This is a genomic window from Pseudomonas sp. Z1-12 (assembly GCF_051132015.1).
In the GTDB taxonomy this organism is placed as follows: domain Bacteria; phylum Pseudomonadota; class Gammaproteobacteria; order Pseudomonadales; family Pseudomonadaceae; genus Aquipseudomonas; species Aquipseudomonas zanjanensis.
In genome coordinates, this window is the sequence record NZ_CP071647.1 from 6,734,968 (window position 1) to 6,757,965 (window position 22,998).

The 22,998-nt window shown below is 58.4% G+C and carries 23 protein-coding genes; all 23 read right to left on the bottom strand.

Going from position 1 to position 22,998, the window contains the following annotated elements:
* Position 1: 1 nt before the first annotated feature.
* The 23 genes from J3P85_RS29490 to rpmH all read right to left on the bottom strand — a co-directional run bounded on the left by J3P85_RS29490 (position 2) and on the right by rpmH (position 22,633).
* Entirely contained in the window at positions 2–475 is a 474-nt protein-coding gene (locus J3P85_RS29490) for a tripartite tricarboxylate transporter TctB family protein (protein WP_434704403.1), read from the bottom strand.
* Positions 476–551: 76 nt separating this feature from the next.
* Positions 552–1,523, bottom strand: coding sequence for a tripartite tricarboxylate transporter substrate binding protein (locus J3P85_RS29495; RefSeq protein ID WP_434704404.1), 972 nt, complete (start codon positions 1,521–1,523; stop codon positions 552–554).
* 692 nt (positions 1,524–2,215) lie between these two features.
* Positions 2,216–4,048, bottom strand: coding sequence for a glutamine--fructose-6-phosphate transaminase (isomerizing) (gene glmS, locus J3P85_RS29500; protein WP_434704405.1), 1,833 nt, complete (start codon positions 4,046–4,048; stop codon positions 2,216–2,218).
* A 1-nt stretch (position 4,049) separates the two neighbouring features.
* Complete coding sequence (locus J3P85_RS29505) at positions 4,050–4,826, bottom strand: DeoR/GlpR family DNA-binding transcription regulator (RefSeq protein WP_060739917.1); 777 nt, start codon at positions 4,824–4,826, stop codon at positions 4,050–4,052.
* A gap of 209 nt (positions 4,827–5,035) precedes the next feature.
* Positions 5,036–6,403 carry a bifunctional UDP-N-acetylglucosamine diphosphorylase/glucosamine-1-phosphate N-acetyltransferase GlmU gene (gene glmU / locus J3P85_RS29510; RefSeq protein ID WP_434704406.1) on the bottom strand — a complete coding sequence of 456 codons (1,368 nt, stop codon included), beginning with the start codon at positions 6,401–6,403 and terminating at the stop codon, positions 5,036–5,038.
* 124 nt (positions 6,404–6,527) lie between these two features.
* Complete coding sequence (locus tag J3P85_RS29515) at positions 6,528–6,944, bottom strand: F0F1 ATP synthase subunit epsilon (protein WP_186706462.1); 417 nt, start codon at positions 6,942–6,944, stop codon at positions 6,528–6,530.
* A 45-nt stretch (positions 6,945–6,989) separates the two neighbouring features.
* A complete protein-coding gene (atpD, locus tag J3P85_RS29520) occupies positions 6,990–8,366 on the bottom strand; it encodes a F0F1 ATP synthase subunit beta (protein WP_014340987.1) in 1,377 nt (458 codons plus the stop codon).
* A 27-nt stretch (positions 8,367–8,393) separates the two neighbouring features.
* Positions 8,394–9,254, bottom strand: a complete 861-nt coding sequence (gene atpG / locus J3P85_RS29525) for a F0F1 ATP synthase subunit gamma (protein WP_411386040.1) — start codon at positions 9,252–9,254, stop codon at positions 8,394–8,396.
* A gap of 50 nt (positions 9,255–9,304) precedes the next feature.
* Positions 9,305–10,849, bottom strand: coding sequence for a F0F1 ATP synthase subunit alpha (gene atpA, locus J3P85_RS29530; RefSeq protein WP_003207093.1), 1,545 nt, complete (start codon positions 10,847–10,849; stop codon positions 9,305–9,307).
* 21 nt (positions 10,850–10,870) lie between these two features.
* Entirely contained in the window at positions 10,871–11,407 is a 537-nt protein-coding gene (locus tag J3P85_RS29535; RefSeq protein ID WP_003207094.1) for a F0F1 ATP synthase subunit delta, read from the bottom strand.
* 12 nt (positions 11,408–11,419) lie between these two features.
* Positions 11,420–11,890 carry a F0F1 ATP synthase subunit B gene (locus tag J3P85_RS29540; RefSeq protein WP_003187193.1) on the bottom strand — a complete coding sequence of 157 codons (471 nt, stop codon included), beginning with the start codon at positions 11,888–11,890 and terminating at the stop codon, positions 11,420–11,422.
* A gap of 58 nt (positions 11,891–11,948) precedes the next feature.
* Entirely contained in the window at positions 11,949–12,206 is a 258-nt protein-coding gene (gene atpE / locus J3P85_RS29545) for a F0F1 ATP synthase subunit C (RefSeq protein WP_003097235.1), read from the bottom strand.
* A 131-nt stretch (positions 12,207–12,337) separates the two neighbouring features.
* Complete coding sequence (gene atpB, locus J3P85_RS29550) at positions 12,338–13,207, bottom strand: F0F1 ATP synthase subunit A (RefSeq protein ID WP_039593180.1); 870 nt, start codon at positions 13,205–13,207, stop codon at positions 12,338–12,340.
* Positions 13,208–13,223: 16 nt separating this feature from the next.
* On the bottom strand, positions 13,224–13,631 hold the full coding sequence (locus tag J3P85_RS29555; protein WP_053126821.1) for a F0F1 ATP synthase subunit I: 408 nt from the start codon (positions 13,629–13,631) through the stop codon (positions 13,224–13,226).
* A 148-nt stretch (positions 13,632–13,779) separates the two neighbouring features.
* Entirely contained in the window at positions 13,780–14,652 is an 873-nt protein-coding gene (locus tag J3P85_RS29560; RefSeq protein WP_053126822.1) for a ParB/RepB/Spo0J family partition protein, read from the bottom strand.
* A 9-nt stretch (positions 14,653–14,661) separates the two neighbouring features.
* Positions 14,662–15,459 carry a ParA family protein gene (locus J3P85_RS29565; protein ID WP_003187199.1) on the bottom strand — a complete coding sequence of 266 codons (798 nt, stop codon included), beginning with the start codon at positions 15,457–15,459 and terminating at the stop codon, positions 14,662–14,664.
* Between the two features lie 18 nt (positions 15,460–15,477).
* Positions 15,478–16,113: a 16S rRNA (guanine(527)-N(7))-methyltransferase RsmG gene (rsmG, locus tag J3P85_RS29570; RefSeq protein ID WP_434706442.1), complete on the bottom strand. Its 636-nt coding sequence runs from the start codon at positions 16,111–16,113 to the stop codon at positions 15,478–15,480.
* Positions 16,114–16,118: 5 nt separating this feature from the next.
* Positions 16,119–18,017: a tRNA uridine-5-carboxymethylaminomethyl(34) synthesis enzyme MnmG gene (gene mnmG / locus J3P85_RS29575; RefSeq protein WP_434704407.1), complete on the bottom strand. Its 1,899-nt coding sequence runs from the start codon at positions 18,015–18,017 to the stop codon at positions 16,119–16,121.
* Between the two features lie 690 nt (positions 18,018–18,707).
* Positions 18,708–20,078 carry a tRNA uridine-5-carboxymethylaminomethyl(34) synthesis GTPase MnmE gene (mnmE, locus tag J3P85_RS29580; protein ID WP_434704408.1) on the bottom strand — a complete coding sequence of 457 codons (1,371 nt, stop codon included), beginning with the start codon at positions 20,076–20,078 and terminating at the stop codon, positions 18,708–18,710.
* 79 nt (positions 20,079–20,157) lie between these two features.
* A complete protein-coding gene (yidC, locus tag J3P85_RS29585; protein WP_186706459.1) occupies positions 20,158–21,840 on the bottom strand; it encodes a membrane protein insertase YidC in 1,683 nt (560 codons plus the stop codon).
* A gap of 2 nt (positions 21,841–21,842) precedes the next feature.
* Positions 21,843–22,088 (bottom strand): membrane protein insertion efficiency factor YidD, encoded by a 246-nt coding sequence (gene yidD, locus J3P85_RS29590; RefSeq protein WP_010465488.1) that lies wholly within the window; start codon positions 22,086–22,088, stop codon positions 21,843–21,845.
* Positions 22,081–22,482 carry a ribonuclease P protein component gene (gene rnpA / locus J3P85_RS29595; RefSeq protein ID WP_003207107.1) on the bottom strand — a complete coding sequence of 134 codons (402 nt, stop codon included), beginning with the start codon at positions 22,480–22,482 and terminating at the stop codon, positions 22,081–22,083. Before rnpA ends, yidD begins: the two co-directional genes overlap by 8 nt.
* Positions 22,483–22,498: 16 nt before the next feature.
* A complete protein-coding gene (gene rpmH, locus J3P85_RS29600; RefSeq protein WP_003213577.1) occupies positions 22,499–22,633 on the bottom strand; it encodes a 50S ribosomal protein L34 in 135 nt (44 codons plus the stop codon).
* Positions 22,634–22,998: the final 365 nt, after the last annotated feature.

Below are 22,998 nucleotides of genomic sequence, written 5' to 3' on the forward strand. Positions count from 1 at the left end.
CCTAGAAATCCAATAAACCGACAGGCAGGAGCAAGTCGAAGCCATGACGAAAGATGTAAAAGATCAGGACAGACGAGACGACCGCGATCAGCGCGTATCGCAGGTGCTTGACCTTTTCATCCGCCGGAGTGAGTACGATGAACTGGGCATAGAGATAAAGCACAGTGGTGATCACGAAACCCACCGGCTCCATCAGCGCCGTATAAAGCAGCACCAATGCCACGGATTTGATGACCGTTGGGTAATCGATCGCCTCGGGCTTTTCCGCCGGTTCGGCACTTTTGTCCGGCAGCTTTCGCCAGGCCCACAACTGCAACGCACCCAACAGGCACAACGCCACGGCGAGCACCCAAGGGACAAATGCGGCATCGACCGTCCCACGACGCGGCAGGTTCATGGTCAATATCAGGTAAGCGATGCCGGCGCCGAGCATGGCCAGGCCGGCGATCAACTCGTTTCTTTTATAGGAATCCATACAGGCTCCTCTTGCTGGGAAGGACAGGTTGTCGGGTGCTGGCCAGCGCGGCGCGCACCCGAACCGTTACGCAAAATTATTTGGCTTTACGCATCTCGTCCTTGAACTGCATGAAGCTGTCGCGGGTTTTGTTCAACGTAGCAACGGCTTCTTCGGGGCCCTGGAAGCTGACCGGCTGCTTGAAGGACTTCTTCAGTTCTTCGGCATATTCCGGCTCTTCGGTGATTTTCTTCATGGTGTCGGCCATTTTCCTGACGATGGCCGGGTCGGTGCCTTTCGGGAAAGCGACGACGTAAGGCTTGTCCAGGACCAGGTCCACGCCTTGTTCCTTGAAGGTCTTGACGTCGCCCAGCAGCGCGTTGCGCTCGGCGTTAGGCTGGCCCAGGGCGGTCATTTTGCCGCTGGAAATGTAGTCCTGGACCGAGCCATAGCTGATGGCGCCAAGGTCGATGCGCTTGCCCAGCAAGGCAACGATTTTTTCCGAGACGGTGCCGCTGTCGACCATTTTCAGTTTCACGCCGGCGAGCTTCTCGAACATCAAGCCTTGCAGGTGCGAGAAGTTGCCCATCTCGGTGCCGTAGGTGATGGTGCCCGGCTTGGCCTTGGCCTTCTCGATCAACTGGTCGAGGCTGTCGATGCCCGAGCTTTTCGCCGAGACGAACACCGCGCCCTTGTCGACGCCAGCGATGCAGGAAATATCGAACGCATCGAAACGGTCTTCGGACAGCCCTGCGACCTCGTTGACGATCAACTGGCCGGTGTGAGTGAACAGGATGGTATTGCCATCCGGCGCTGCGCTCTTGACCGCATCGGCGGCGATGGTGCCGCCCCCACCGGCCATGTTGGTGACCACCATGGTCTTGCCAGTGACCTTGGTGAAGTACTTGGCCATCATCCGTGCGTTGAAATCAGTGTCACCGCCAGCGTTGGCGATCACTACGACCTGTACCGGACGGCTTGGCCAATTGCTTGCGTCGGCGGCCATTGCCGTGCCGGCGGTCAGGCTCAGGAACGAGGCGATCAAAGAGGCGCAGAGTGTTTTCTTCATTATTGTTCTCCGGGTACAGCCATTCATTGTGGGTTTGAAGTTGAGCAGGAAACGAACAGGCCCAGCACTAACGCCAGGCGAGATTGATTGAGCGTTGAGATCGTGGAATTCGACTGCACTGGGGGGCAGGGTTTTTCGGAAGGTAAATAAGATGGCTGGCGCACGGCGATAACGCGTGGGGCCGATGGACTGCAAATTCGCTGGGCGGCAAATGTAGAAAACATGACTGCGCCTTTCGTTTTTATTATTTTTGATGTCATACGTTGTCGTATGACTCGATATCATCACCTATGCCTCACGTTGTCAACGCAGTTGTTCAGCGGCTCGCATGAATACGACGAACAGGGCGGGTGAACCAGGCGTATCGAATCGTTGCTCCTTGGGCGAAGTCGGCCTGAAGCTCGCGAAAGCGGTGCGTCGGTTTGCGGTGATGTCGGTGTGCCGACCTCATCGCGAGCAAGCTCGCTCCCACAGGGTTCCGCGGCGTAGGTGCATTTTGTGGCTGCCGAAAATCCAATGTGGGAGCGAGCTTGCTCGCGATAGCGGTAGCCCAGCCACATAGATGCCAGCATGTGCCCCGCTCTCTTGAAGTTTATTTGCCCCAATAAAAAACCCCCTGAATTTCAGGGGGTTGGTTTTAGAGCGTTTCGGATCCTAGCCGACAGGCTAGCTCCCTGGCCCGCGCTCCGGCCTTACTCGACCGTGACCGATTTCGCCAGGTTACGCGGCTGGTCCACATCGGTGCCCTTGAGCACGGCGACGTAGTACGACAACAACTGCAGCGGGATGGTGTAGAGAATCGGCGACAGGATGTCGTGGATGTGCGGCATGTGCACCACGTGGGTGCCTTCGCCGTTGGTCATGCCGGCCTTCTCGTCGGCAAAGACAATCAACTGGCCGCCACGGGCGCGGACTTCCTGCAGGTTGGACTTGAGCTTTTCCAGCAGCTCGTTGTTCGGCGCGACGGTGACGACAGGCATGTCGTTATCCACAAGCGCCAGCGGGCCGTGCTTGAGCTCGCCGGCCGGGTAGGCCTCGGCGTGGATGTAGGAGATTTCCTTGAGTTTCAAGGCTCCTTCCATCGCCACCGGGAATTGCGCACCACGGCCCAGGAACAGGGTGTGGTTCTTCTCGGCGAACAGCTCGGCGATTTTTTCCACGGTGCTGTCCATGGCCAAGGCTTCGCCCAGGCGGGCCGGCAGGCGACGCAGTTCTTCCACCAGCTTGGCCTCGACGCCCTCGCCCAGCGTGCCGCGGACCTGGCCCAGGGACAATGTCAGCAACAGCAGGCCCACCAGTTGCGTGGTGAACGCCTTGGTCGACGCCACGCCGATCTCACGGCCGGCCTGCGTCAGCAACGTCAGATCCGACTCCCGCACCAGCGAGCTGATACCGACGTTGCAGATCGCCAGGCTGGCGAGGAAACCCAGTTCCTTGGCGTTGCGCAGGGCAGCCAGGGTGTCGGCGGTTTCGCCGGATTGGGAAATGGTGACGAACAGCGTGTCGGGTTGCACCACCACTTTGCGATAACGGAACTCGCTGGCGACTTCGACCTGGCACGGAATACCGGCCAGCTCTTCCAGCCAGTAACGGGCGACCATGCCGGCGTGGTAACTGGTGCCGCAGGCGACGATCTGCACGTTGCGGACCTTGGCGAACAACTCGGCCGCCTGTGGACCGAACGCCTGGACCAACACCTGGCTCTGGCTCATGCGGCCTTCCAGGGTGCGTTGCACCACGGCCGGTTGCTCATGGATTTCCTTGAGCATGAAGTGGCGGAACTCGCCCTTGTCGGCGGCTTCGGCCCCGTCGCGGTACTGGACGGTTTCACGTTCCACGCTTTTGCCATCCAGGTCCCAGATCTGCACACTGTCGCGGCGAATCTCGGCGATGTCGCCTTCTTCCAGGTACATGAAGCGGTCGGTGACCTGGCGCAGCGCCAACTGATCGGAAGCGAGGAAGTTTTCCCCCAGGCCCAGGCCGATGACCAAGGGGCTGCCGCTGCGGGCCGCCACCAGGCGATCGGGTTGTTTCGCGCTGATGACCGCCAGGCCGTAGGCACCGTGCAGTTCCTTGACGGTGGCCTTGAGGGCGACAGTCAGGTCTGCCAGGTCCTTGAGCTTGTGGTTGAGCAGATGGGCGATGACTTCAGTGTCAGTGTCCGAAGTGAACACATAACCGAGCGCCTTGAGCTGTTCACGCAGGGCTTCATGGTTTTCGATGATGCCGTTGTGCACCACCGCCAGGTCGCCGGAGAAATGCGGGTGAGCGTTACGCTCGCATGGCGCGCCATGGGTGGCCCAACGGGTGTGAGCGATGCCCAGGCGACCGAGCAGCGGTTCGGCGTCCAGCGCCTGTTCCAGCTCGCTGACCTTGCCTGGGCGACGCATGCGCTCGAGCTTCTCGTCTTGGGTGAACACCGCTACACCCGCGCTGTCGTAGCCGCGGTATTCGAGACGCTTGAGACCTTCAAGCAAGATGGCAGTGATGTTGCGTTCAGCAACGGCGCCGACAATTCCACACATGCTACTTCTCCTGGCTGACAGGCGCGCAGATCACGGTAATGCCGCGGGCCTGAATCTGATCGCGGGCCTCTACGGGCAGGCGATCATCGGTAATGAGGGTATGGACGCTGCTCCACGGCAGTTCCAGGTTGGGGATCTTGCGGCCGATCTTGTCGGCCTCCACCATCACGATCACTTCCCGGGCCACCTCAGCCATCACACGGCTCAAGCCCAGCAATTCGTTGAAGGTGGTGGTACCTCGAACCAGATCGATGCCGTCGGCGCCGATGAACAACTGGTCGAAATCGTAGGAACGCAGCACTTGCTCGGCCACCTGCCCCTGGAACGACTCGGAGTGAGGGTCCCAGGTACCGCCGGTCATCAACAGCACCGGTTCGTGCTCCAGTTCGCTCAAGGCATTGGCGACATGCAGGGAATTGGTCATCACCACCAGGCCCGGCTGTTGGCCGAGTTGAGGGATCATGGCGGCGGTGGTGCTGCCGCTGTCGATGATGATCCGCGCATGTTCGCGGATCCGCTTCACAGCGGCCCGGGCAATGGCGAGTTTGTACTTGGAGACGGTTTGCCCGTTATCGGCCACCAACTCCTGCGGCATCGGCACCGCGCCACCGTAGCGACGCAGCAGCAGGCCATTGGTCTCCAGGGCGGCAAGGTCCTTGCGAATCGTAACCTCCGAGGTTTCGAAGCGCTTGGCCAACTCATCCACACTGACCTCGCCCTGCTCTTGGAGCAAAGCAAGGATGTTGTGACGGCGCTGTGGCGTGTTGCGTTTCGACATGGCGGCTTAAGTTTCGATTCGAAAGATAACGTAAGCAATCAAAACCTATTGCAGCGGTATCGTCAAGGCGCCAGCAGAAAAATTCAGAAACTCCTTAAATCACTGTGGGAGCGAGCTTGCTCGCGAAGGGGCCAGGTCAGGCAAAGCTGCTTTACCTGATACACCGCTATCGCGAGCAAGCTCGCTCCCACAGGAGGTTGTGGATAACTTCAGGGCTTCTTGATTTTCTCTGGTCGCTTCCAGCCGTCGATGTTGCGCTGGCGGGCGCGTCCGACTGCCAATTGGCCGTTATCCACATTCTGGGTCAGGGTGGACCCGGCGGCCGTGGTTGCACCATTGGAGATATCCACAGGCGCTACCAAGGAGTTGTTGGAACCGATAAAAACATCTTCGCCTAGAACGGTTTTCCACTTGTTGGCGCCATCGTAGTTGCAGGTGATAGTGCCGGCGCCGATGTTGGTCCGCGCACCGACTTCAGCGTCACCCAGGTAGGTCAGGTGGCCAGCCTTGGCGTCTTCGCCCAGATGAGCGTTCTTGAGCTCGACGAAGTTACCCACATGGGCCCGGGCTTCCAGCACCGAGCCTGGCCGCAAGCGGGCAAACGGGCCGGCATCGCTGCCTTCGCCCATAACCGCGCCGTCGAGATGGCTGTTGGCCTTGATCACCACGCCTTTGCGCAGGGTGCTGTCCTTGATCACGCAGTTCGGGCCGATGATCACGTCGTCTTCGATAACGACCTTGCCTTCGAGAATGACGTTGATGTCGATGACCACGTCGCGACCTACGCTGACTTCACCGCGTACGTCAAAACGGGCGGGGTCGCGCAGGGTCACGCCTTGGGCCATCAGGCGGCGGGCGGCGCGCAGCTGGTAGTGGCGCTCCAGCTCGGCCAGTTGTCGGCGATCGTTGGCGCCCTGCACTTCCATGGCGTCCAGCGGCTGCTCGGTGGCGACGACCAGACCGTCGGCAACGGCCATGGCAATCACATCGGTCAGGTAGTACTCGCCTTGGGCATTGTTGTTCGACAGACGACTCATCCAATCACCCAGGCGCTCGGCCGGCACCGCGAGAATACCGGTGTTGCCCTCGGTGATCGCGCGCTGGGCTTCGTTGGCGTCTTTTTGCTCGACGATTGCCGTCACTTGGCCGTCGGCGTTGCGCACAATGCGGCCATAACCGGTGGGATCATCCAGTTCGACGGTCAGCAAACCCAACTGCTGTGGCGCGACGTGCTTGAGCAAGCGCTGCAAGGTCTCGACTTCGATCAGCGGCACATCGCCGTAGAGAATCAGCACCGTATTGGCCGTGATGAACGGCACGGCTTGGGCCACGGCATGGCCAGTGCCCAGTTGCTTGTCCTGCAGGACGAAATTCAGGTCATCCGCCGCCAGGCGCTCGCGCACCGCATCGGCACCATGGCCGATCACCACGTGAATGCGCTGTGGATCAAGTTGCCGGGCGCTGTGGATAACATGACCGAGCATGGAATTGCCGGCGATCGGGTGCAAGACCTTGGGCAACGCCGAACGCATGCGGGTGCCTTGGCCGGCCGCGAGGATAACGATTTCAAGAGACATGACTGGCTACCAATCCTGGGTGGTCAGCGGCTGCGACCAGGTAATGAATGTCGGGAAAAAGAAAAAAGGGTAGCCGAGGCTACCCTTTTTAATCAATCGCACAGAAAGCAGACGGCTTAGCCGCTTACTTCTTGCGGATCTGCTGAAGCGTACGCAGCTGGGCTGCGGCTTCTGCCAGACGTGCAGCAGCAGAACCGTAGTCGAACTCCGCGCCTCGCTCGTGCAGGGCCTTCTCGGCGGCCTTGACGGCCTCCTGAGCGGAGGCTTCGTCCAGGTCGGCAGCACGTTGCACAGTGTCGGCAAGGACCTTGACCATGTTCGGCTGAACCTCGAGGAAACCGCCGGAGATGTAATACACCTCGGCTTCCCCGCCCTGCTTGATCAAGCGGATCGGACCCGGTTTCAGATTAGTGATCAGCGGTGCGTGACCCAGAGCGATACCAAGATCCCCCAGCTCACCATGCGCAATCACCATCTCGACCAGACCGGAGAAGATTTCCCCTTCCGCACTGACGATATCGCAATGGACTGTCATAGCCATCTGATTGCCTCAACCTAAATTAGCGCCCGTTGCCGGGCGCCGGGATTACAGTTTCTTGGCTTTCTCGATCGCTTCTTCGATGCCGCCGACCATGTAGAACGCTTGTTCTGGCAGGTGGTCGTAGTCACCGTTGAGGATGCCTTTGAAGCCAGCAATGGTGTCTTTCAGGGAAACGTATTTACCCGAGGCACCGGTGAAGACTTCAGCCACGAAGAACGGCTGCGACAAGAAGCGCTGGATCTTACGAGCGCGGGATACCAACTGCTTGTCGGCTTCCGACAGCTCGTCCATACCCAGGATCGCAATGATGTCCTTCAGCTCTTTGTAGCGCTGCAGCACGTACTGTACGCCGCGAGCGGTGTCGTAGTGCTCCTGGCCGATCACGTTCGGGTCCAGCTGGCGCGAAGTCGAGTCCAGTGGGTCAACCGCTGGGTAGATACCCAGGGAAGCGATGTCACGGGACAGAACGACGGTGGCGTCCAAGTGGGCGAAGGTGGTCGCTGGCGACGGGTCGGTCAAGTCATCCGCAGGTACGTATACCGCTTGGATCGAAGTGATCGAACCTTCCTTGGTCGAAGTGATACGTTCTTGCAGAACGCCCATCTCTTCAGCCAGGGTCGGCTGGTAACCTACTGCCGAAGGCATACGGCCCAGCAGTGCGGAAACTTCGGTACCGGCCAGGGTGTAACGGTAGATGTTGTCGACGAACAGCAGAACGTCGTTACCTTCGTCACGGAACTTCTCGGCCATGGTCAGGCCGGTCAGGGCTACGCGCAGACGGTTTCCCGGCGGCTCGTTCATCTGGCCGTAGACCAGTGCCACTTTGTCCAGAACGTTGGAATCCTTCATCTCGTGGTAGAAGTCGTTACCCTCACGAGTACGCTCACCCACACCCGCGAACACGGAATAACCGCTGTGCTCGATGGCGATGTTACGGATCAGTTCCATCATGTTTACGGTCTTGCCTACACCGGCACCACCGAACAGACCGACTTTACCGCCCTTGGCGAACGGGCAAACCAGGTCGATAACCTTGATGCCGGTTTCCAGCAGGTCGTTGCCGCCCGCCTGTTCAGCGAAGGATGGCGCAGGACGGTGAATGCCCCAGCGCTCTTCGGTGTCGATCGGACCCGCTTCGTCGATCGGGTTACCCAGGACGTCCATGATCCGGCCCAGGGTCGCTTTACCGACCGGTACGGAGATGGCAGCGCCAGAGTCGACAACGTCCAGACCGCGCTTCAAGCCTTCGGTAGAACCCATCGCAATGGTACGAACGATGCCGTCGCCCAGCTGCTGCTGAACTTCCAGGGTAGTTTCCGCGCCTTGTACTTTCAGCGCGTTGTAGATGCTCGGTACGCTGTCGCGTGGGAATTCCACGTCGATAACGGCGCCGATGATTTGAACGATACGTCCGCTACTCATAGCTGGATCCTCTGAATATTTGAACCGTTAAACCGCGGCAGCGCCGCCGACGATTTCCGAGATCTCTTGGGTGATCGCAGCCTGACGCGCCTTGTTGTAGATCAGCTGCAAATCGCTGATCAAATCACCGGCGTTGTCGGTAGCGTTCTTCATCGCGATCATCCGCGCCGCTTGTTCAGCTGCGTTGTTCTCGACCACCGCCTGGTAGACCTGCGACTCCACGTAGCGGACCATCAAGCCGTCGAGCAGCTCCTTGGCATCCGGTTCGTAGAGGTAGTCCCAGTGGTGCTTGAGTTCCTGTTCCGGGGTCGCCACCAGTGGGACCAATTGCTCCACGGTTGGCAGTTGCGTCATGGTGTTGATGAACTTGTTGGATACCACGGAAAGACGGTCAATCCGGCCTTCCAGGTAAGCATCCAGCATCACCTTGACGCTGCCGATCAGGTCATTGATCGACGGCTCTTCACCCAGGTGGCTGATAGCAGCGACGACGTTGCCGCCGAAGTTGCGGAAGAAAGCCGCACCCTTGCTACCAATCACGCACAGATCGATCTCGACGCCTTGTTCGCGGTTTACAGCCATGTCCTTGACCAGGGCCTTGAACAGGTTGGTGTTCAAGCCACCACACAGACCACGGTCACTGCTCACCACGACGTAACCGACGCGCTTGATGGCACGGTCGATCATGAACGGGTGGCGATATTCCGGGTTGGCGTTGGCCAGATGACCAATAACCTGGCGGATGCGCTCCGCATAAGGGCGGCTAGCAGCCATGCGCATTTGAGCCTTGCGCATTTTGCTGACCGCCACTTTTTCCATGGCGCTGGTAATTTTTTGCGTGCTTTTGATGCTCGCAATCTTACTGCGAATCTCTTTTGCGCCTGCCATGTAACACCTATCAGGTTAGCAAGCGGGAGCCTTGCGACTCCCGCTGCGGCTTACCAGGTTTGGGTGGCCTTGAACTTCTCGATACCGGCTTTCATGCCAGCGTCGATTTCGTCATTGAAGTCACCCTTCACGTTGATCTTGGCCAACAAGTCGGCGTGATCGCGGTTGAAGTAAGCAATCAGCGCTTGTTCAAAGCTGCCGACCTTGGCGATTTCAACGTCAGTCAGGAACCCACGCTCAGCGGCATACAGCGACAGCGCCATGTCAGCGATCGACATTGGTGCGTATTGCTTCTGCTTCATCAGCTCGGTAACGCGCTGACCATGCTCAAGTTGCTTACGGGTCGCTTCGTCCAGGTCAGAAGCGAACTGGGCGAATGCCGCCAGTTCACGATACTGGGCCAGGGCGGTACGGATACCACCGGACAGCTTCTTGATGATCTTGGTCTGAGCGGCACCACCCACACGGGATACCGAAACACCGGCGTTCACAGCAGGACGGATCCCGGAGTTGAACATGGCCGATTCCAGGAAGATCTGACCGTCGGTGATGGAAATCACGTTGGTCGGAACGAACGCGGAAACGTCGCCAGCCTGGGTTTCGATGATCGGCAGAGCGGTCAGGGAGCCGGTCTTGCCGGTCACTGCGCCGTTGGTGAACTTCTCTACGTACTCTTCCGAAACGCGGGATGCGCGCTCCAGGAGACGGGAGTGGAGATAGAACACGTCGCCTGGGTAGGCTTCACGGCCTGGTGGACGGCGCAGCAGCAGGGAGATCTGGCGGTAAGCCACTGCCTGCTTGGACAGATCGTCATAAACGATCAGCGCGTCTTCACCGCGGTCGCGGAAGTATTCGCCCATGGTGCAACCGGAGTACGGTGCCAGGAACTGCAGCGCAGGAGATTCCGATGCGCTGGCCGCCACGATGATGGTGTTGGCCAGGGCGCCGTTTTCTTCCAGCTTGCGAACCACGTTGGCGATGGTCGATTGCTTCTGACCAATGGCTACGTAGACGCAGAAAATGCCGCTGTTCTTCTGGTTGATGATCGCGTCGATCGCCAGAGCGGTCTTACCGATCTGACGGTCACCGATGATCAGCTCACGCTGGCCACGGCCGACAGGGATCATGGCATCGACAGCCTTGTAGCCAGTCTGTACAGGCTGGTCTACCGACTTACGCCAGATCACGCCAGGAGCAACTTTCTCGACCGCGTCGGTCTCGGTGTTGTTCAGCGGACCTTTGCCGTCAACAGGGTTACCCAGTGCGTCGACGACACGACCCAGCAGTTCCTTACCAACCGGAACTTCGAGGATGCGGCCGGTGCACTTGGCGCTCATGCCTTCGGCCAGCGACTGGTAGGAACCCAGTACAACGGCACCTACGGAGTCTTGCTCCAGGTTGAGGGCCATACCGTAGACGCCGCCCGGAAACTCGATCATCTCGCCGTACATGACGTCGGCCAGACCGTGAATCCGCACGATACCGTCAGATACGCTGACGACAGTGCCTTCGTTACGGGCTTGGGAGGTCACATCGAGCTTGTCGATGCGGCCCTTGATAATTTCACTTATTTCGGAAGGATTGAGTTGCTGCATTGCTCTGCTGCCCCTTCAAACTCAAGATTTCAATGCTTCGGCAAGTTTCGCGATTTTGCCGCGAATCGAGCCATCGATAACCAGGTCGCCGGCGCGGATTACAACGCCCCCTATCAGGGACTTGTCTTCCTCGACTTGCAGGCGCACTTCCCGGTTGAGTCGTGCACTGAGAACCTTGGCGAGTTTGTCTTGCTGTTCTTGGTTCAATGCGAAAGCACTGGTCACTTCCACGTCTACCGACTTCTCTTGCTCGGCCTTGTACAGGTCGAAAAGAGTGGCGATCTCCGGCAGAAGCAGGAGACGGTCGTTTTCGGCAACGACGTGAATGAAATTCTGTGCCTTGGCATCGAACTTGTCGCCGCACACGTCAATGAACGTGGCGGCCTTTTCTGCGCTCGTCAGTCGCGGGGCCTTGAGCACGCGCTGCATGGTGTCGTCTTGCGACACCGCTGCAGCCAGGCCGAGCATGGCTGACCAATTGGCCAGTTGCTGGTGGGCCTGAGCGTGCTCGAAGGCCGCCTTAGCGTAAGGTCGGGCCAACGTGGTCAGTTCTGCCATGATCGCCCTCGCTTAGATTTCAGCAGCCAGTTGGTTAACCAGCTCTGCGTGCGCGTTTTGATCGATTGTGGCACCCAGGATCTTCGAAGCACCGCCAACGGCCAGGGCACCCACTTGGGCACGCAGCGCGTCTTTGACACTGTTGAGTTCCTGTTCGATCTCGGCTTGAGCCTGAGCCTTCACACGGTCAGCTTCGACGCGAGCCTGTTCACGGGCTTCGTCGACAATCTGGGTACCGCGTTTCTTGGCTTGCTCGATGATTTCAGCTGCCTGAGCTTTCGCTTCGCGCAGTTGCTGACCCACTTTCTCATGGGCCAACTCCAGGTCGCGAGCTGCACGGCTGGCAGCGTCCAGACCATCAGCGATCTTCTTTTGACGTTCGTGCAATGCCGCAATGACCGGAGGCCATACGAACTTCATGCAGAACAGTACAAAAATCAGGAACGCAACGGACTGGCCAATCAGGGTCGCATTAATGTTCACGCCAACACCTCGCAGTTACGTTGTCCATCACACCAATCTACTCGAGACATCCGAGTAATTAGCCAGCGATTTGACCAACGAACGGGTTCGCAAAGGTGAAGAACAGCGCGATACCAACACCGATCATGGTCACGGCGTCGAGCAGACCGGCCACGATGAACATTTTGACTTGCAGCATTGGAACCATTTCTGGCTGACGCGCTGCGCCTTCCAGGAACTTGCCGCCCAACAGGCCGAAACCAATTGCGGTACCCAGTGCGCCCAGGCCGATCAACAGTGCAACAGCGATAGCGGTTAGACCAACTACAGTTTCCATCTTTCCTCCCGACTTTTACGTCGTATGGTTTAGGTTTTTTAGATTAAAGCGGTAAAACAAATCGTTTCTCAGCCCGGTTCGGGCTCCTTCCCGTTTGACCGGGAAGGACATCAGACTAGTCGAGACTGGCCTTAATGGTTTTCTTCGTGCGCCATCGACAGGTAGACGATGGTCAGCATCATGAAGATGAACGCCTGCAGGGTGATGATCAGGATGTGGAACACAGCCCACGCCCATTGCAGGACTACACCCAGGCCGCTGAGCCACAGCAGGCCGCTGCCGAACATCACAGCGATCAGGATGAACACCAGTTCGCCGGCATACATGTTGCCGAACAGACGCAGTGCCAGAGAAATCGGTTTGGCGATCAGGGTCACGAATTCCAACAGGAAGTTCACCGGGATCAGCAGGGCTTGAACGAGGATGTTCTTGCTGCCGAACGGGTGCAGGGTCAGTTCGCCGATGAAGCCGCCGATGCCCTTGACCTTGATGCTATAGAAAATGATCAGTGCGAAAACCGAGAACGCCATGCCCAGGGTCGCGTTCGGGTCGGTGGTCGACACGGCGCGGAATGGGATGTGTGCATCGCCGGAGATCAGGATGGCCAACTGAGGAATCCAGTCGACCGGTACCAGGTCGATGGCGTTCATCAGGAACACCCAGACGAAGATGGTCAGTGCCAGCGGTGCGATCACCGGGCTGCGGCCATGGAAGCTGTCTTTCACGCTGCCATCGACGAATTCGACCAGTACTTCAACGAAGTTCTGCAGTGCACCTGGCTGACCGGAAGTCGCCTTCTTGGCCGCCATGCGGAAAAGAAGAACGAAGATCAGGCCCAGTGCGACCGACCAGCCGAGGGTATCGACGTGGAAAGCCCAGAAGCCCATTTCCTTGGCTTCTGCTGCGGTATGGGCGAAGCCCCAGCCGCCGTTGGGTAGCTGACCGAAGGTCAGGTTCTGCAAGTGGTGCTGGATATAGCCCGAAGCGGTTGTCTCTGCCATGGTTGCCTCAAACGCCCTAAGGTCTCGAAAGTCTTGTTCTCATTAGCAGGGGAGCGAACCAGCTGACCAGTTGGGTCAGCACGAAGACGCCGAATACAGCCAGCGGCGCCAATGGCTTCACACCTGCGAACGTCAATGCAAACAGCACTGCCGTCAAAATCAGTTTCCCCGCCTCGCCGGCATAAAAAGACCGGACGATAGCCTGGGCTGCTCGGGCGCCGGAAAACCGAAAGGCCCTGTGAGCAAAGTAAATATTGGGAAGCAAGGCTATCAGGCCTCCGCAAAGCCCTGAGTATCCGGCGACGACTCCTTTCCATTGCCAGAGCGCCAATGTGGCGATCAGTACGACGGTAAATTGAGCCATCAGAACCGGGAAAACTGCCAGACGATGGAACGGCAAGCGGTTTGGCGTGCGGGTTTCCATCGCTTTTGCTCTCCAATAGTCGGCCGCCATAATTCAATAACTTGGCATAATTTGTGCCGACAAAATGCGCGCAGAGTATAGGGGCGGTTCTGCCCCTATTCAACCTTCAGGTAGTGATTTCCGACTGCGCGCTACAAGAGCAATTGTTTCAGCGAATGTGCGCAAGAACACCTTGCAGCTCATCGAGAGAGTTATAGCCAATCACCAATTGCCCTTTGCCCTTCTTTCCGTGGCGAATCTGCACCGCAGAGCCCAGGCGCTCGGCCAGGCGCTGTTCAAGACGGGCGATATCCGGATCAGGTTTTGGCGCTTCGACAGGGGCGGGTTTACCGCTCAACCATTGACGAACCAGTGCCTCGGTTTGGCGCACAGTAAGGCCGCGTGCGACAACATGTCGCGCCCCTTCAACCTGTTGATTTTCCGGCAAACCGAGCAATGCCCGGGCATGACCCATTTCCAGGTCGCCATGGGACAGCATCGTCTTGATGACTTCCGGCAACGCAATCAAGCGCAACAGGTTGGCCACGGTCACGCGGGACTTGCCCACCGCCTCGGCAACTTGTTGCTGGGTCAGCTGGAATTCCTGCTGCAAGCGCTGCAGGGCCACGGCTTCCTCGATCGGGTTGAGGTCTTCGCGCTGGATGTTCTCGATCAACGCCATGGCGATGGCCGTTTCATCCGGGACGTCGCGGACCATTGCCGGGATGGTTTCCTGGCCGGCCTGCTGGCTGGCGCGCCAGCGACGTTCTCCGGCGATGATCTCGAAGCGGCCATTGGCGATCGGCCGGACCACGATCGGCTGCATCACGCCCTGGCTCTTGATCGACTGGGCCAGTTCTTCCAGCGCCTGCGGGTCCATGTCCCGGCGCGGCTGGTATTTGCCGCGCTGGATCAGGTCCAGGGGCAGGTGCTGCAACTCGCGCTGGTCGGCCTGCACGGCCTGTTCTTCCAGCGAGCTGACAGTCGGACCGCTGAGCAGTGCATCCAGTCCACGTCCGAGACCTCGTTTCTTGACGGCCATGGGGTTTCCTTAAGTTGGCTGGGCTGCAGCGGTGCGTGGGTTGCGGCGCTGACGGCGAACCATCTCGCCCGCCAGGGCCAGGTAAGCCAGCGCACCACGGGATTGTTTGTCGTAGGCCAGGGCCGGCATGCCGTAGCTCGGTGCTTCGGCCAGACGGATGTTTCGCGGGATGACGGTGTCGTAGAGCTGCTCGCCGAAATGTTCCTTGAGCTGGGCCGAAACGTCGTTCATCAGGCTAAGGCGCGGGTCGTACATGGTCCGCAACAGGCCTTCGACCTTCAGTTCCGGGTTCAGCAGTTCGGCGATGCGCTTGATGTTATCCACAAGGTCGCTCAACCCTTCCAGGGCGAAGTACTCGCACTGCATGGGGATAATGACCCCATCGGCGGCCACCAGGGCGTTGAGGGTCAGCATCGACAGCGACGGCGGGCAATCGATCAGGATGTAGTCGTAGTTTTCCCGGATCGGTGCCAAGGCGCTGCGCAGGCGGCTTTCCTTCATCTGCATTTCCAGCAGCACCACTTCGGCTGCCGTCAGGTCACGGTTGGCCGGCAGCAGTTGATAACCGCCGTGTTCCGAGAAGTGCATGGCCTGGCCCAGATCGCATTCGCCGATCAGGACGTCGTAGATGGAGTTTTCCAGGCCATGCTTATCCACACCGCTGCCCATGGTGGCGTTGCCCTGTGGATCGAGATCGATCAACAGCACCCGGCGCTTGGTCGCGACCAGGGATGCTGCGAGGTTGATGCAGGTGGTGGTCTTGCCCACACCACCTTTCTGGTTCGCTATCGCGAATACCTTAGCCATTCTTGCTTGTGTTCCCAATCATGCCGTGCGGCGCAGTATCAGCAGATGGCGTTGGCCTTGGCAACCGGGTACGGCCAAGGCGTGTTCGCTATCGAGGTGGAAGTCTGCCGGCAATGCTACCAGCTCATCGGCCGGATGAACGCCCTTCATTGCCAGCCAGCGCGTATTGGTATCGCCCAGGTGGCGAGTCCAGTTGCTGAAGTTCTCCATGCTGCTGAACGCCCGGGAGATGATCCCGTTGAACGGCTCGGCAGGCTGGAACGCTTCGACGCGGCTGTGGATAACTTGCAGGTTATCCAGTTTGAGTTCGAGTTTGACCTGGGTCAGGAAGCGGGTTTTCTTGCCGTTGCTGTCCAGACAGGTCACTTGCGAGTCGGGAAACAGGATTGCCAGCGGGATCCCCGGCATGCCGCCGCCACTGCCGACATCCAGCCAGCGACCGTTTTCGATGAAGGCCATGACACTGAGACTGTCGAGCAAATGCCGCGAGACCATTTCATCCGGATCGCGCACGGCGGTCAGGTTGTAGGCCTTGTTCCACTTGATCAACAGCGCCAGATAGCCCAGCAATTGGGCGTGCTGGGCTTCGGTCAGGCTGATACCGAGCTGACGGGCACCTGTGGATAACTCTTCAGCGTGTTGCGAGGTGACCATCGAACTCAAGCGCTTTGCTCCAACTGGCGGCCCGCGCCGCGTTTTTTCAAATGAATCATCAACAGCGAAATCGCCGCCGGCGTGACGCCGGGAATGCGCGAAGCCTGGCCCAAGGTCTCTGGACGGGTCGCACCGAGCTTGCCCTGGATTTCTTTCGACAACCCGGAAATGCCGGTGTAATCGATATCCACAGGCAGCCTGGTGTCTTCACTGGCACGCAGACGGGCGATTTCGTCCTGCTGGCGGTCGATGTAACCGGCGTATTTGGTCTTGATCTCGACCTGTTCGGCGACCTGTGGATTTTCTGCGCCCTGGCCGGTCAATTCCACCAGCCCGGCGTAATCGATTTCCGGGCGGCTCAAGAGATTGAGCAAATTGTATTCGTGGGTCAGCGGCGTGCCGAATTTCGCCGCGATGGCATCGCCCTGTTCGGTACCGGGACGCACCCAGGTGCTTTTCAGGCGCTGCTCTTCCAGCTCGATACTTTCGCGTTTCTGGCAGAACGCGGCCCAGCGCGCGTCATCCACCAACCCTAGTTCGCGACCTTTCTCGGTCAGGCGCAGGTCGGCGTTGTCTTCCCGCAGGATCAGGCGATATTCCGCGCGGGAGGTGAACATCCGATACGGTTCCTGGGTACCCAAGGTAATCAGGTCGTCCACCAGCACACCGATGTACGCCTCATCGCGGCGCGGGCACCAGGCTTCTTTGCCCTTGGCGAGCAGTGCGGCGTTGGCGCCGGCGAGCAAACCCTGGGCACCCGCTTCTTCGTAACCGGTGGTGCCGTTGATCTGCCCGGCAAAGAACAAACCGCCGATAACCTTGGTTTCCAGGCTGTACTTCAGGTCGCGCGGATCGAAGTAGTCGTACTCGATCGCATAACCCGGACGCACGATGTGCGCGTTCTCCATGCCACGGATCGATTGCACGATCTGCAACTGCACGTCGAACGGCAGGCTTGTGGATATCCCGTTCGGATACAGCTCATGGGTGGTCAAACCTTCCGGTTCGATGAACACCTGATGGCTTTCCTTGTCGGCAAAGCGATGGATCTTGTCCTCGATCGACGGGCAATAGCGCGGGCCGACACCTTCGATTTCACCGGCAGCGGAGTACATCGGCGAACGATCGAGGTTCGCCGCGATGATTTCGTGGGTGCGGGCGTTGGTATGGGTGATCCAGCAACTGACTTGCCGTGGATGCTGTTCCTTGTTGCCCATGAACGACATCACCGGGATCGGTGTATCGCCAGGCTGCTCGGTCATCACCGAGAAATCCACGGACTTGCCATCGATGCGAGGTGGCGTACCGGTTTTCAGGCGGCCGACACGCAATGGCAACTCACGCAGACGGTGAGCCAGAGCAATCGACGGCGGATCACCGGCGCGACCGCCGGAAAAATTCTGCAAACCGATGTGGATAAGTCCGCCGAGGAAGGTCCCGGTGGTCAATACCACGCAATCGGCGAAGAAACGCAGGCCCATCTGTGTGACGACACCACGTACCCGGTCCTGCTCGACGATCAGGTCATCGGCCGCTTGTTGAAATATCCACAGGTTCGGCTGGTTTTCCAGGATTTCGCGGACAGCGGCCTTGTAGAGGACTCGGTCGGCCTGGGCGCGAGTAGCGCGCACGGCCGGGCCTTTGCGGCTGTTCAATACGCGAAACTGGATACCACCCTTATCGGTGGCCATGGCCATCGCGCCCCCAAGGGCATCGATCTCCTTGACCAGGTGGCTTTTGCCGATCCCGCCAATAGCGGGGTTGCAGCTCATGGCGCCGAGGGTTTCCACGTTATGCGTCAGCAACAGGGTTTTTGCCCCCATGCGTGCTGATGCAAGTGCTGCCTCGGTACCGGCATGACCGCCGCCGATGACGATCACTTCAAAACGGGAAGGGAAATCCACCACGCACCTCGTGCCTGCTTTATTCAGGTAATTCGGAATTAGGTTTTGAGTCTGGCCCTGGGCGTTTTTCGAACCAGGTCGGCAAGTATAGGGACTTCGCCCTTTCTAAAGAACCCTTTGCACAAAATTTAACCAGCTGTGGAGAACTCGCGGTTAAAAAAATAAAAAAGAAAGAAATTTATAAAATCTTTGTTTTTATGTTTATTCTTACTGAGCCCCCTATCTGTGGATAACGTTCTACAGACCTTTATTTTCAATGTGTACAGAGATTCAAAACCCTGTGGTCATGTGCCACTGAGGGGCTTGGATAACCGGTGTAAGCCTGTGGATGAATGAGGTGGTTATCCACAGAGGCGGTTATCTCCAGTTTTGAGGGCGGTTTATCAACCGACCTCAATGGCAGTTATTCACAGGGCTTAATCCACAGAAAACCGCCGACAAGGGTCGCCGAAGCGTCCACAGGCAAGCCGCCATTAAGGGCAATCCGTTCAAAAAAGAGAGGAGGTAGCGGGTTTGTGTTGCGCTCGATAGGCCTGTGACGAGGGAGCTTGCTCCCGCTCGGCTGCGAAGCAGTCGTAAACCGGCGGGTGCGGTGTATCAGATATTCCGCATTCGACAGCTTTTGGGGCCGCTTCGCGACCCAGCGGGAGCAAGCTCCCTCGCCACGGGTACGTCGTCAGTCCGGTGGGATTATTTACCGATGCAGAAGCTGGAAAAGATTCGTCCCAGCAGGTCATCGGAGCTGAAGGCGCCGGTAATTTCCCCCAGGGACTGTTGCGCCTGGCGCAGATCTTCAGCCAACAACTCCCCAGCCCCTGCCAAGGTCAGCTGCGCGCGACCGTGTTCGAGGGCCGCGCTGGCATGGCGCAACGCTTCAAGGTGCCGCCGGCGGGCACTGAAGCTGCTTTCCGAGGTCTGCTCATAGCCCATGCAGGCCTTGAGATGCTCGCGCAGCAGTTCCAAGCCTTCACCCGCCGACTTCGCGCTCAGGCTGATGGTCACGTGTCCGTCATCACTGACGTCGAGGGCAATCGCTTCCCCGGTCAAATCGGCCTTGTTGCGAATCAGGGTAACTTTCGCCGGATCCGGGCGCACCTCGAGGAATTCCGGCCACAAGGCAAAGGGATCGTCAGCTTCCGGTGCCGTGGCATCCACCACCAGCAATACCCGATCGGCTTCGCCAATGGCCTTGAGTGCCCGTTCAACACCGATTTTTTCCACCTGGTCCTCGGTATCGCGCAAACCAGCGGTATCCACCACGTGCAACGGCATACCGTCGATGTGGATATGTTCACGGAGGATGTCCCGGGTGGTGCCGGCGATCTCGGTGACAATTGCCGCCTCGCGACCGGCCAGGGCATTCAACAGGCTGGATTTGCCGGCATTCGGCCGTCCAGCGATCACCACGGTCATACCATCGCGCAACAAGGCACCCTGCCCGGCTTCGCGCAGTACTGTGGATAACTCATCCCGCACGTTATCAAGCATGCTCAGCACGTGGCCATCGGCGAGGAAGTCGATTTCCTCCTCCGGAAAGTCAATGGCGGCTTCGACGTAGATCCGCAGGCCGATCAATTGTTCGGTGAGGTTATGCACACGCTGGGAAAACGCTCCCTGTAAGGAACGCAAGGCGTTGCGGGCGGCCTGTGCGGAACTGGCTTCGATCAAATCGGCAATCGCCTCGGCCTGGGCCAGGTCGAGCTTGTCGTTGAGAAAGGCGCGTTCACTGAATTCCCCTGGCCGGGCCAGGCGGCAGCCCAGTTCAAGGCAACGCTTGAGCAGCATGTCCAGCACGATAGGGCCGCCATGCCCTTGCAGTTCCAACACGTCTTCGCCCGTGAACGAATTCGGCCCTGGGAAATACAAGGCCAGTCCTTCGTCGAGCACCTGTTGATCATCACTGAAAAACGGGCCGTAATGGGCGAACCGCGGCTTGAGTTCACGGCCGCTGATGGCCTTGGCCGCGACGCTGGCCAACGGCCCGGAAATACGGACGATGCCGACACCACCGCGACCTTGGGCGGTGGCAACAGCGGCGATGGTTTCACGCGGTGTGCTCATAAACCGGTATCCAGACAAAAGTGGCAGATAGCAAAACGCCCCACTAGGGGGCGTTTTGTGTGGTTATCCACAGAGCAAGTTACGCCTCGGCTTTTTTCGTCGCCGCTTCGATCTTACGCGTGATGTACCACTGCTGAGTGATGGACAACACGTTGTTCACAACCCAGTACAGCACAAGACCCGCCGGGAACCACAGGAAGAAGAAGGTGAAGATGATTGGCATCATTTTCATGACCTTCGCCTGCATCGGATCCGGAGGCGTTGGGTTCAGCTGCTGCTGGATGAACATGGTCGCGCCCATGATGATCGGCAGGATGAAGAACGGATCCTTGATCGACAGGTCGGTAATCCACAGCATGAACGGCGCCTGGCGCATCTCCACGCTTTCCAGCAGAACCCAGTAAAGCGCGAGGAAAACCGGCATCTGGACAAGAATCGGCAAGCAACCACCCAGCGGGTTGATCTTCTCTTTCTTGTACAGCTCCATCATGGCCTGGGACATTTTCTGCCGGTCATCGCCATGTTGTTCTTTCAGGGCGGCCAGTTTCGGTGCCACTGCACGCATGCGCGCCATCGACTTGTAGCTGGCGGCAGACAACGGGAAGAAGATCCCCTTGATCAGCATGGTCAGGAAAATGATCGACCAACCCCAGTTGCCGACAAGGCTGTGGATATGTTGCAGCAGCCAGAAGATAGGCTGGGCGATGAACCACAGGAAGCCATAGTCAACAGTCAGTTCCAGGCCTGGGGACAACTCTTTCAGCACGGCCTGGCTTTTTGGACCGGCGTACAGGACGGCACTGGTTTCGGCTTTTGCACCGGGCGCGGCAGTCAATGTCGGGCCGGTGTAACCGATGATGAAGTTGCCTTTGCTGTCTTTACGCGTCTGGACGACGTTGCTGTCGCCTTTCTGCGGGATCCAGGCTGTTACAAAATAGTGCTGCAGCCAGGCAACCCAGCCACCTTGGACGGTTTCCTTCAGCTGAGCCTTGTCCATGTCCTTCATGGACACTTTTTTGTACGGTTCCGAACTTGTCCACAGGGCAGCGCCCAGGTAAGTCGCGGTGCCGGTGGCGGTGCTGGAAGAAGGATCGTCGCTGGCGTCACGCTTGAGTTGCGCGAACATCGCACCGGACCAAGGCTGGGCGCTCTGGTTGTCGATCAGGTAAGAGACGGTTACGTCGTACATGCCACGTTTCACAGTGAAACGCTTGATGTAGTTGACGCCATCCTTGCTGAACTTCAGGTCCACGACCAGTTGGTCCTGACCATCAGCCAGTTGATAAGTCTTCTTCTCGGCAGAGTAGATCGGGCGACCGGCCGGGTTCGAATCCGGACCGTTGGTACCGATCAGGCCACTTTGGGCCAGATAGGTGCGCTCGTTACCGTTGTCGAACAACTGGAACGGGATTTCCGGATGATCCTGGCGACGTGGGTACAGCGGCAGCTTCAGCTGGGCGACGTCACCACCTTGTGGATCGATTGCCAGCTCGAGCACGTCCGTCTTGATCTGGATGAGATCTTTGCTTACGGCCACTGGGGCTTCGGCAGGAGCGCTGGTATCGCTTGCCGCGCGTGGGATGTCGTCATTGCTGGCAGCGTTGTTGCCAACTGGAGCATCCGGCAGGCTCGGTGCGGTATTGCTGGCTGCAACATTCTGAGTCGGCAGGGCAGCCTGGCCATAGTCCTGGTTCCATTTAAGGACCATGACGTAGGACACGATTGCCAGGGCGACGATCAGGATCGTGCGTTTGATATCCATGATTACTCGGCCATCGAAGAAGAACGGGAGGTAGGGATAGGCGGAACCGGGTCATAACCGCCGGGATTCCACGGATGACAGCGACCTAAACGACGAAAGGTCAGCCAGCCACCGCGCAGGAGGCCATGATTTTCTATGGCTTCGTACGCGTAGCAGGAACAACTGGGGTAGAAACGACAGTGACTGGCCATCAAAGGACTAATGGCATAGCGATAAAACTGGATCGGAACGAGTGCCAGTTTACGCATCGGGACTGTCTACCCCTACAGTTTCGGTGTTGACTGCTGGTACTGGCTTGTTGCGTGCCAGACGCTTCCAGAGCTTGCCGAAATGCTGAATCAATTCGGGGTTTTCTACGTCACCCAAACCTTTGCGCGCGACGATAACGATGTCCCATCCGACCAGTGAATCCTGGTTCAGGCGAAACGATTCGCGCATCAGACGTTTGAGGCGATTGCGCTGAACGGAGAGCTTGACGCTCTTTTTCCCGATGACCAGCCCTAGTCGGGGGTGATCGAGATCGTTACTGCGCGCAAGGAGCAGGAGATTTTTCCCCGGAACCTTGCCGGTAGGGGAGTCAAAGACCGCCTTGAAATGCCGGGGGGTAAGCAGACGCTTTTCCCGACTGAAGTCCTGACTCACCTCCAGTGCCGGATTATCAAACTGCCAGACGCGCACGACCTTTGGCGCGACGACGCGACAGGACGGCACGACCGTTCTTGGTAGCCATGCGAGCACGGAAACCGTGGGTACGAGCGCGTTTGATAGTGCTTGGTTGGAAAGTACGTTTCATTGTCGTGTTACCTGGTTCGTCCACAACGGGCCGGAATGGCCCCCGTTTTAAGAGACCGGGGATTCTAGAGAAAGCAAGCCTCTAGGTCAATTTCCAACCAGCGTTTCCTTTAAATAGATATCCAGGCGTTTTTCGCGGATTCATCACCGAGCGCTAGATATAGATATAAAGAAGGGAATTATTTAAAGCTTTTCTGTAAAGCTTATAAAAGCTAGGCCGCCACTTGTCTGTGGATAACCATGCCAAGGCCTTGTAATCCGCGCTGTACAGAGAATGACAACTACACGGGAAAGCGGTGGCCAGCCTGTGCTGCGCTGTCGGATAAGCTGTGGGTGGAATGGCTGGTTATCCACAGGGCGGTTATC

What these genes read in the sequence shown, in the direction of transcription:
- J3P85_RS29555 (WP_053126821.1), bottom strand. Translation starts at nt 13,631, where the DNA reads ATGGAAACCCGCACGCCAAACCGCTTGCCGTTCCATCGTCTGGCAGTT.
- J3P85_RS29560 (WP_053126822.1), bottom strand. Translation starts at nt 14,652, where the DNA reads ATGGCCGTCAAGAAACGAGGTCTCGGACGTGGACTGGATGCACTGCTC.
- J3P85_RS29515 (WP_186706462.1), bottom strand. Translation starts at nt 6,944, where the DNA reads ATGGCTATGACAGTCCATTGCGATATCGTCAGTGCGGAAGGGGAAATC.
- atpD (WP_014340987.1), bottom strand. Translation starts at nt 8,366, where the DNA reads ATGAGTAGCGGACGTATCGTTCAAATCATCGGCGCCGTTATCGACGTG.
- J3P85_RS29495 (WP_434704404.1), bottom strand. Translation starts at nt 1,523, where the DNA reads ATGAAGAAAACACTCTGCGCCTCTTTGATCGCCTCGTTCCTGAGCCTG.
- atpA (WP_003207093.1), bottom strand. Translation starts at nt 10,849, where the DNA reads ATGCAGCAACTCAATCCTTCCGAAATAAGTGAAATTATCAAGGGCCGC.
- atpG (WP_411386040.1), bottom strand. Translation starts at nt 9,254, where the DNA reads ATGGCAGGCGCAAAAGAGATTCGCAGTAAGATTGCGAGCATCAAAAGC.
- yidC (WP_186706459.1), bottom strand. Translation starts at nt 21,840, where the DNA reads ATGGATATCAAACGCACGATCCTGATCGTCGCCCTGGCAATCGTGTCC.
- mnmE (WP_434704408.1), bottom strand. Translation starts at nt 20,078, where the DNA reads ATGAGCACACCGCGTGAAACCATCGCCGCTGTTGCCACCGCCCAAGGT.
- rsmG (WP_434706442.1), bottom strand. Translation starts at nt 16,113, where the DNA reads ATGGTCACCTCGCAACACGCTGAAGAGTTATCCACAGGTGCCCGTCAG.
- J3P85_RS29565 (WP_003187199.1), bottom strand. Translation starts at nt 15,459, where the DNA reads ATGGCTAAGGTATTCGCGATAGCGAACCAGAAAGGTGGTGTGGGCAAG.
- J3P85_RS29535 (WP_003207094.1), bottom strand. Translation starts at nt 11,407, where the DNA reads ATGGCAGAACTGACCACGTTGGCCCGACCTTACGCTAAGGCGGCCTTC.
- atpB (WP_039593180.1), bottom strand. Translation starts at nt 13,207, where the DNA reads ATGGCAGAGACAACCGCTTCGGGCTATATCCAGCACCACTTGCAGAAC.
- J3P85_RS29490 (WP_434704403.1), bottom strand. Translation starts at nt 475, where the DNA reads ATGGATTCCTATAAAAGAAACGAGTTGATCGCCGGCCTGGCCATGCTC.
- glmU (WP_434704406.1), bottom strand. Translation starts at nt 6,403, where the DNA reads ATGTCTCTTGAAATCGTTATCCTCGCGGCCGGCCAAGGCACCCGCATG.
- atpE (WP_003097235.1), bottom strand. Translation starts at nt 12,206, where the DNA reads ATGGAAACTGTAGTTGGTCTAACCGCTATCGCTGTTGCACTGTTGATC.
- rpmH (WP_003213577.1), bottom strand. Translation starts at nt 22,633, where the DNA reads ATGAAACGTACTTTCCAACCAAGCACTATCAAACGCGCTCGTACCCAC.
- J3P85_RS29505 (WP_060739917.1), bottom strand. Translation starts at nt 4,826, where the DNA reads ATGTCGAAACGCAACACGCCACAGCGCCGTCACAACATCCTTGCTTTG.
- glmS (WP_434704405.1), bottom strand. Translation starts at nt 4,048, where the DNA reads ATGTGTGGAATTGTCGGCGCCGTTGCTGAACGCAACATCACTGCCATC.
- yidD (WP_010465488.1), bottom strand. Translation starts at nt 22,088, where the DNA reads ATGCGTAAACTGGCACTCGTTCCGATCCAGTTTTATCGCTATGCCATT.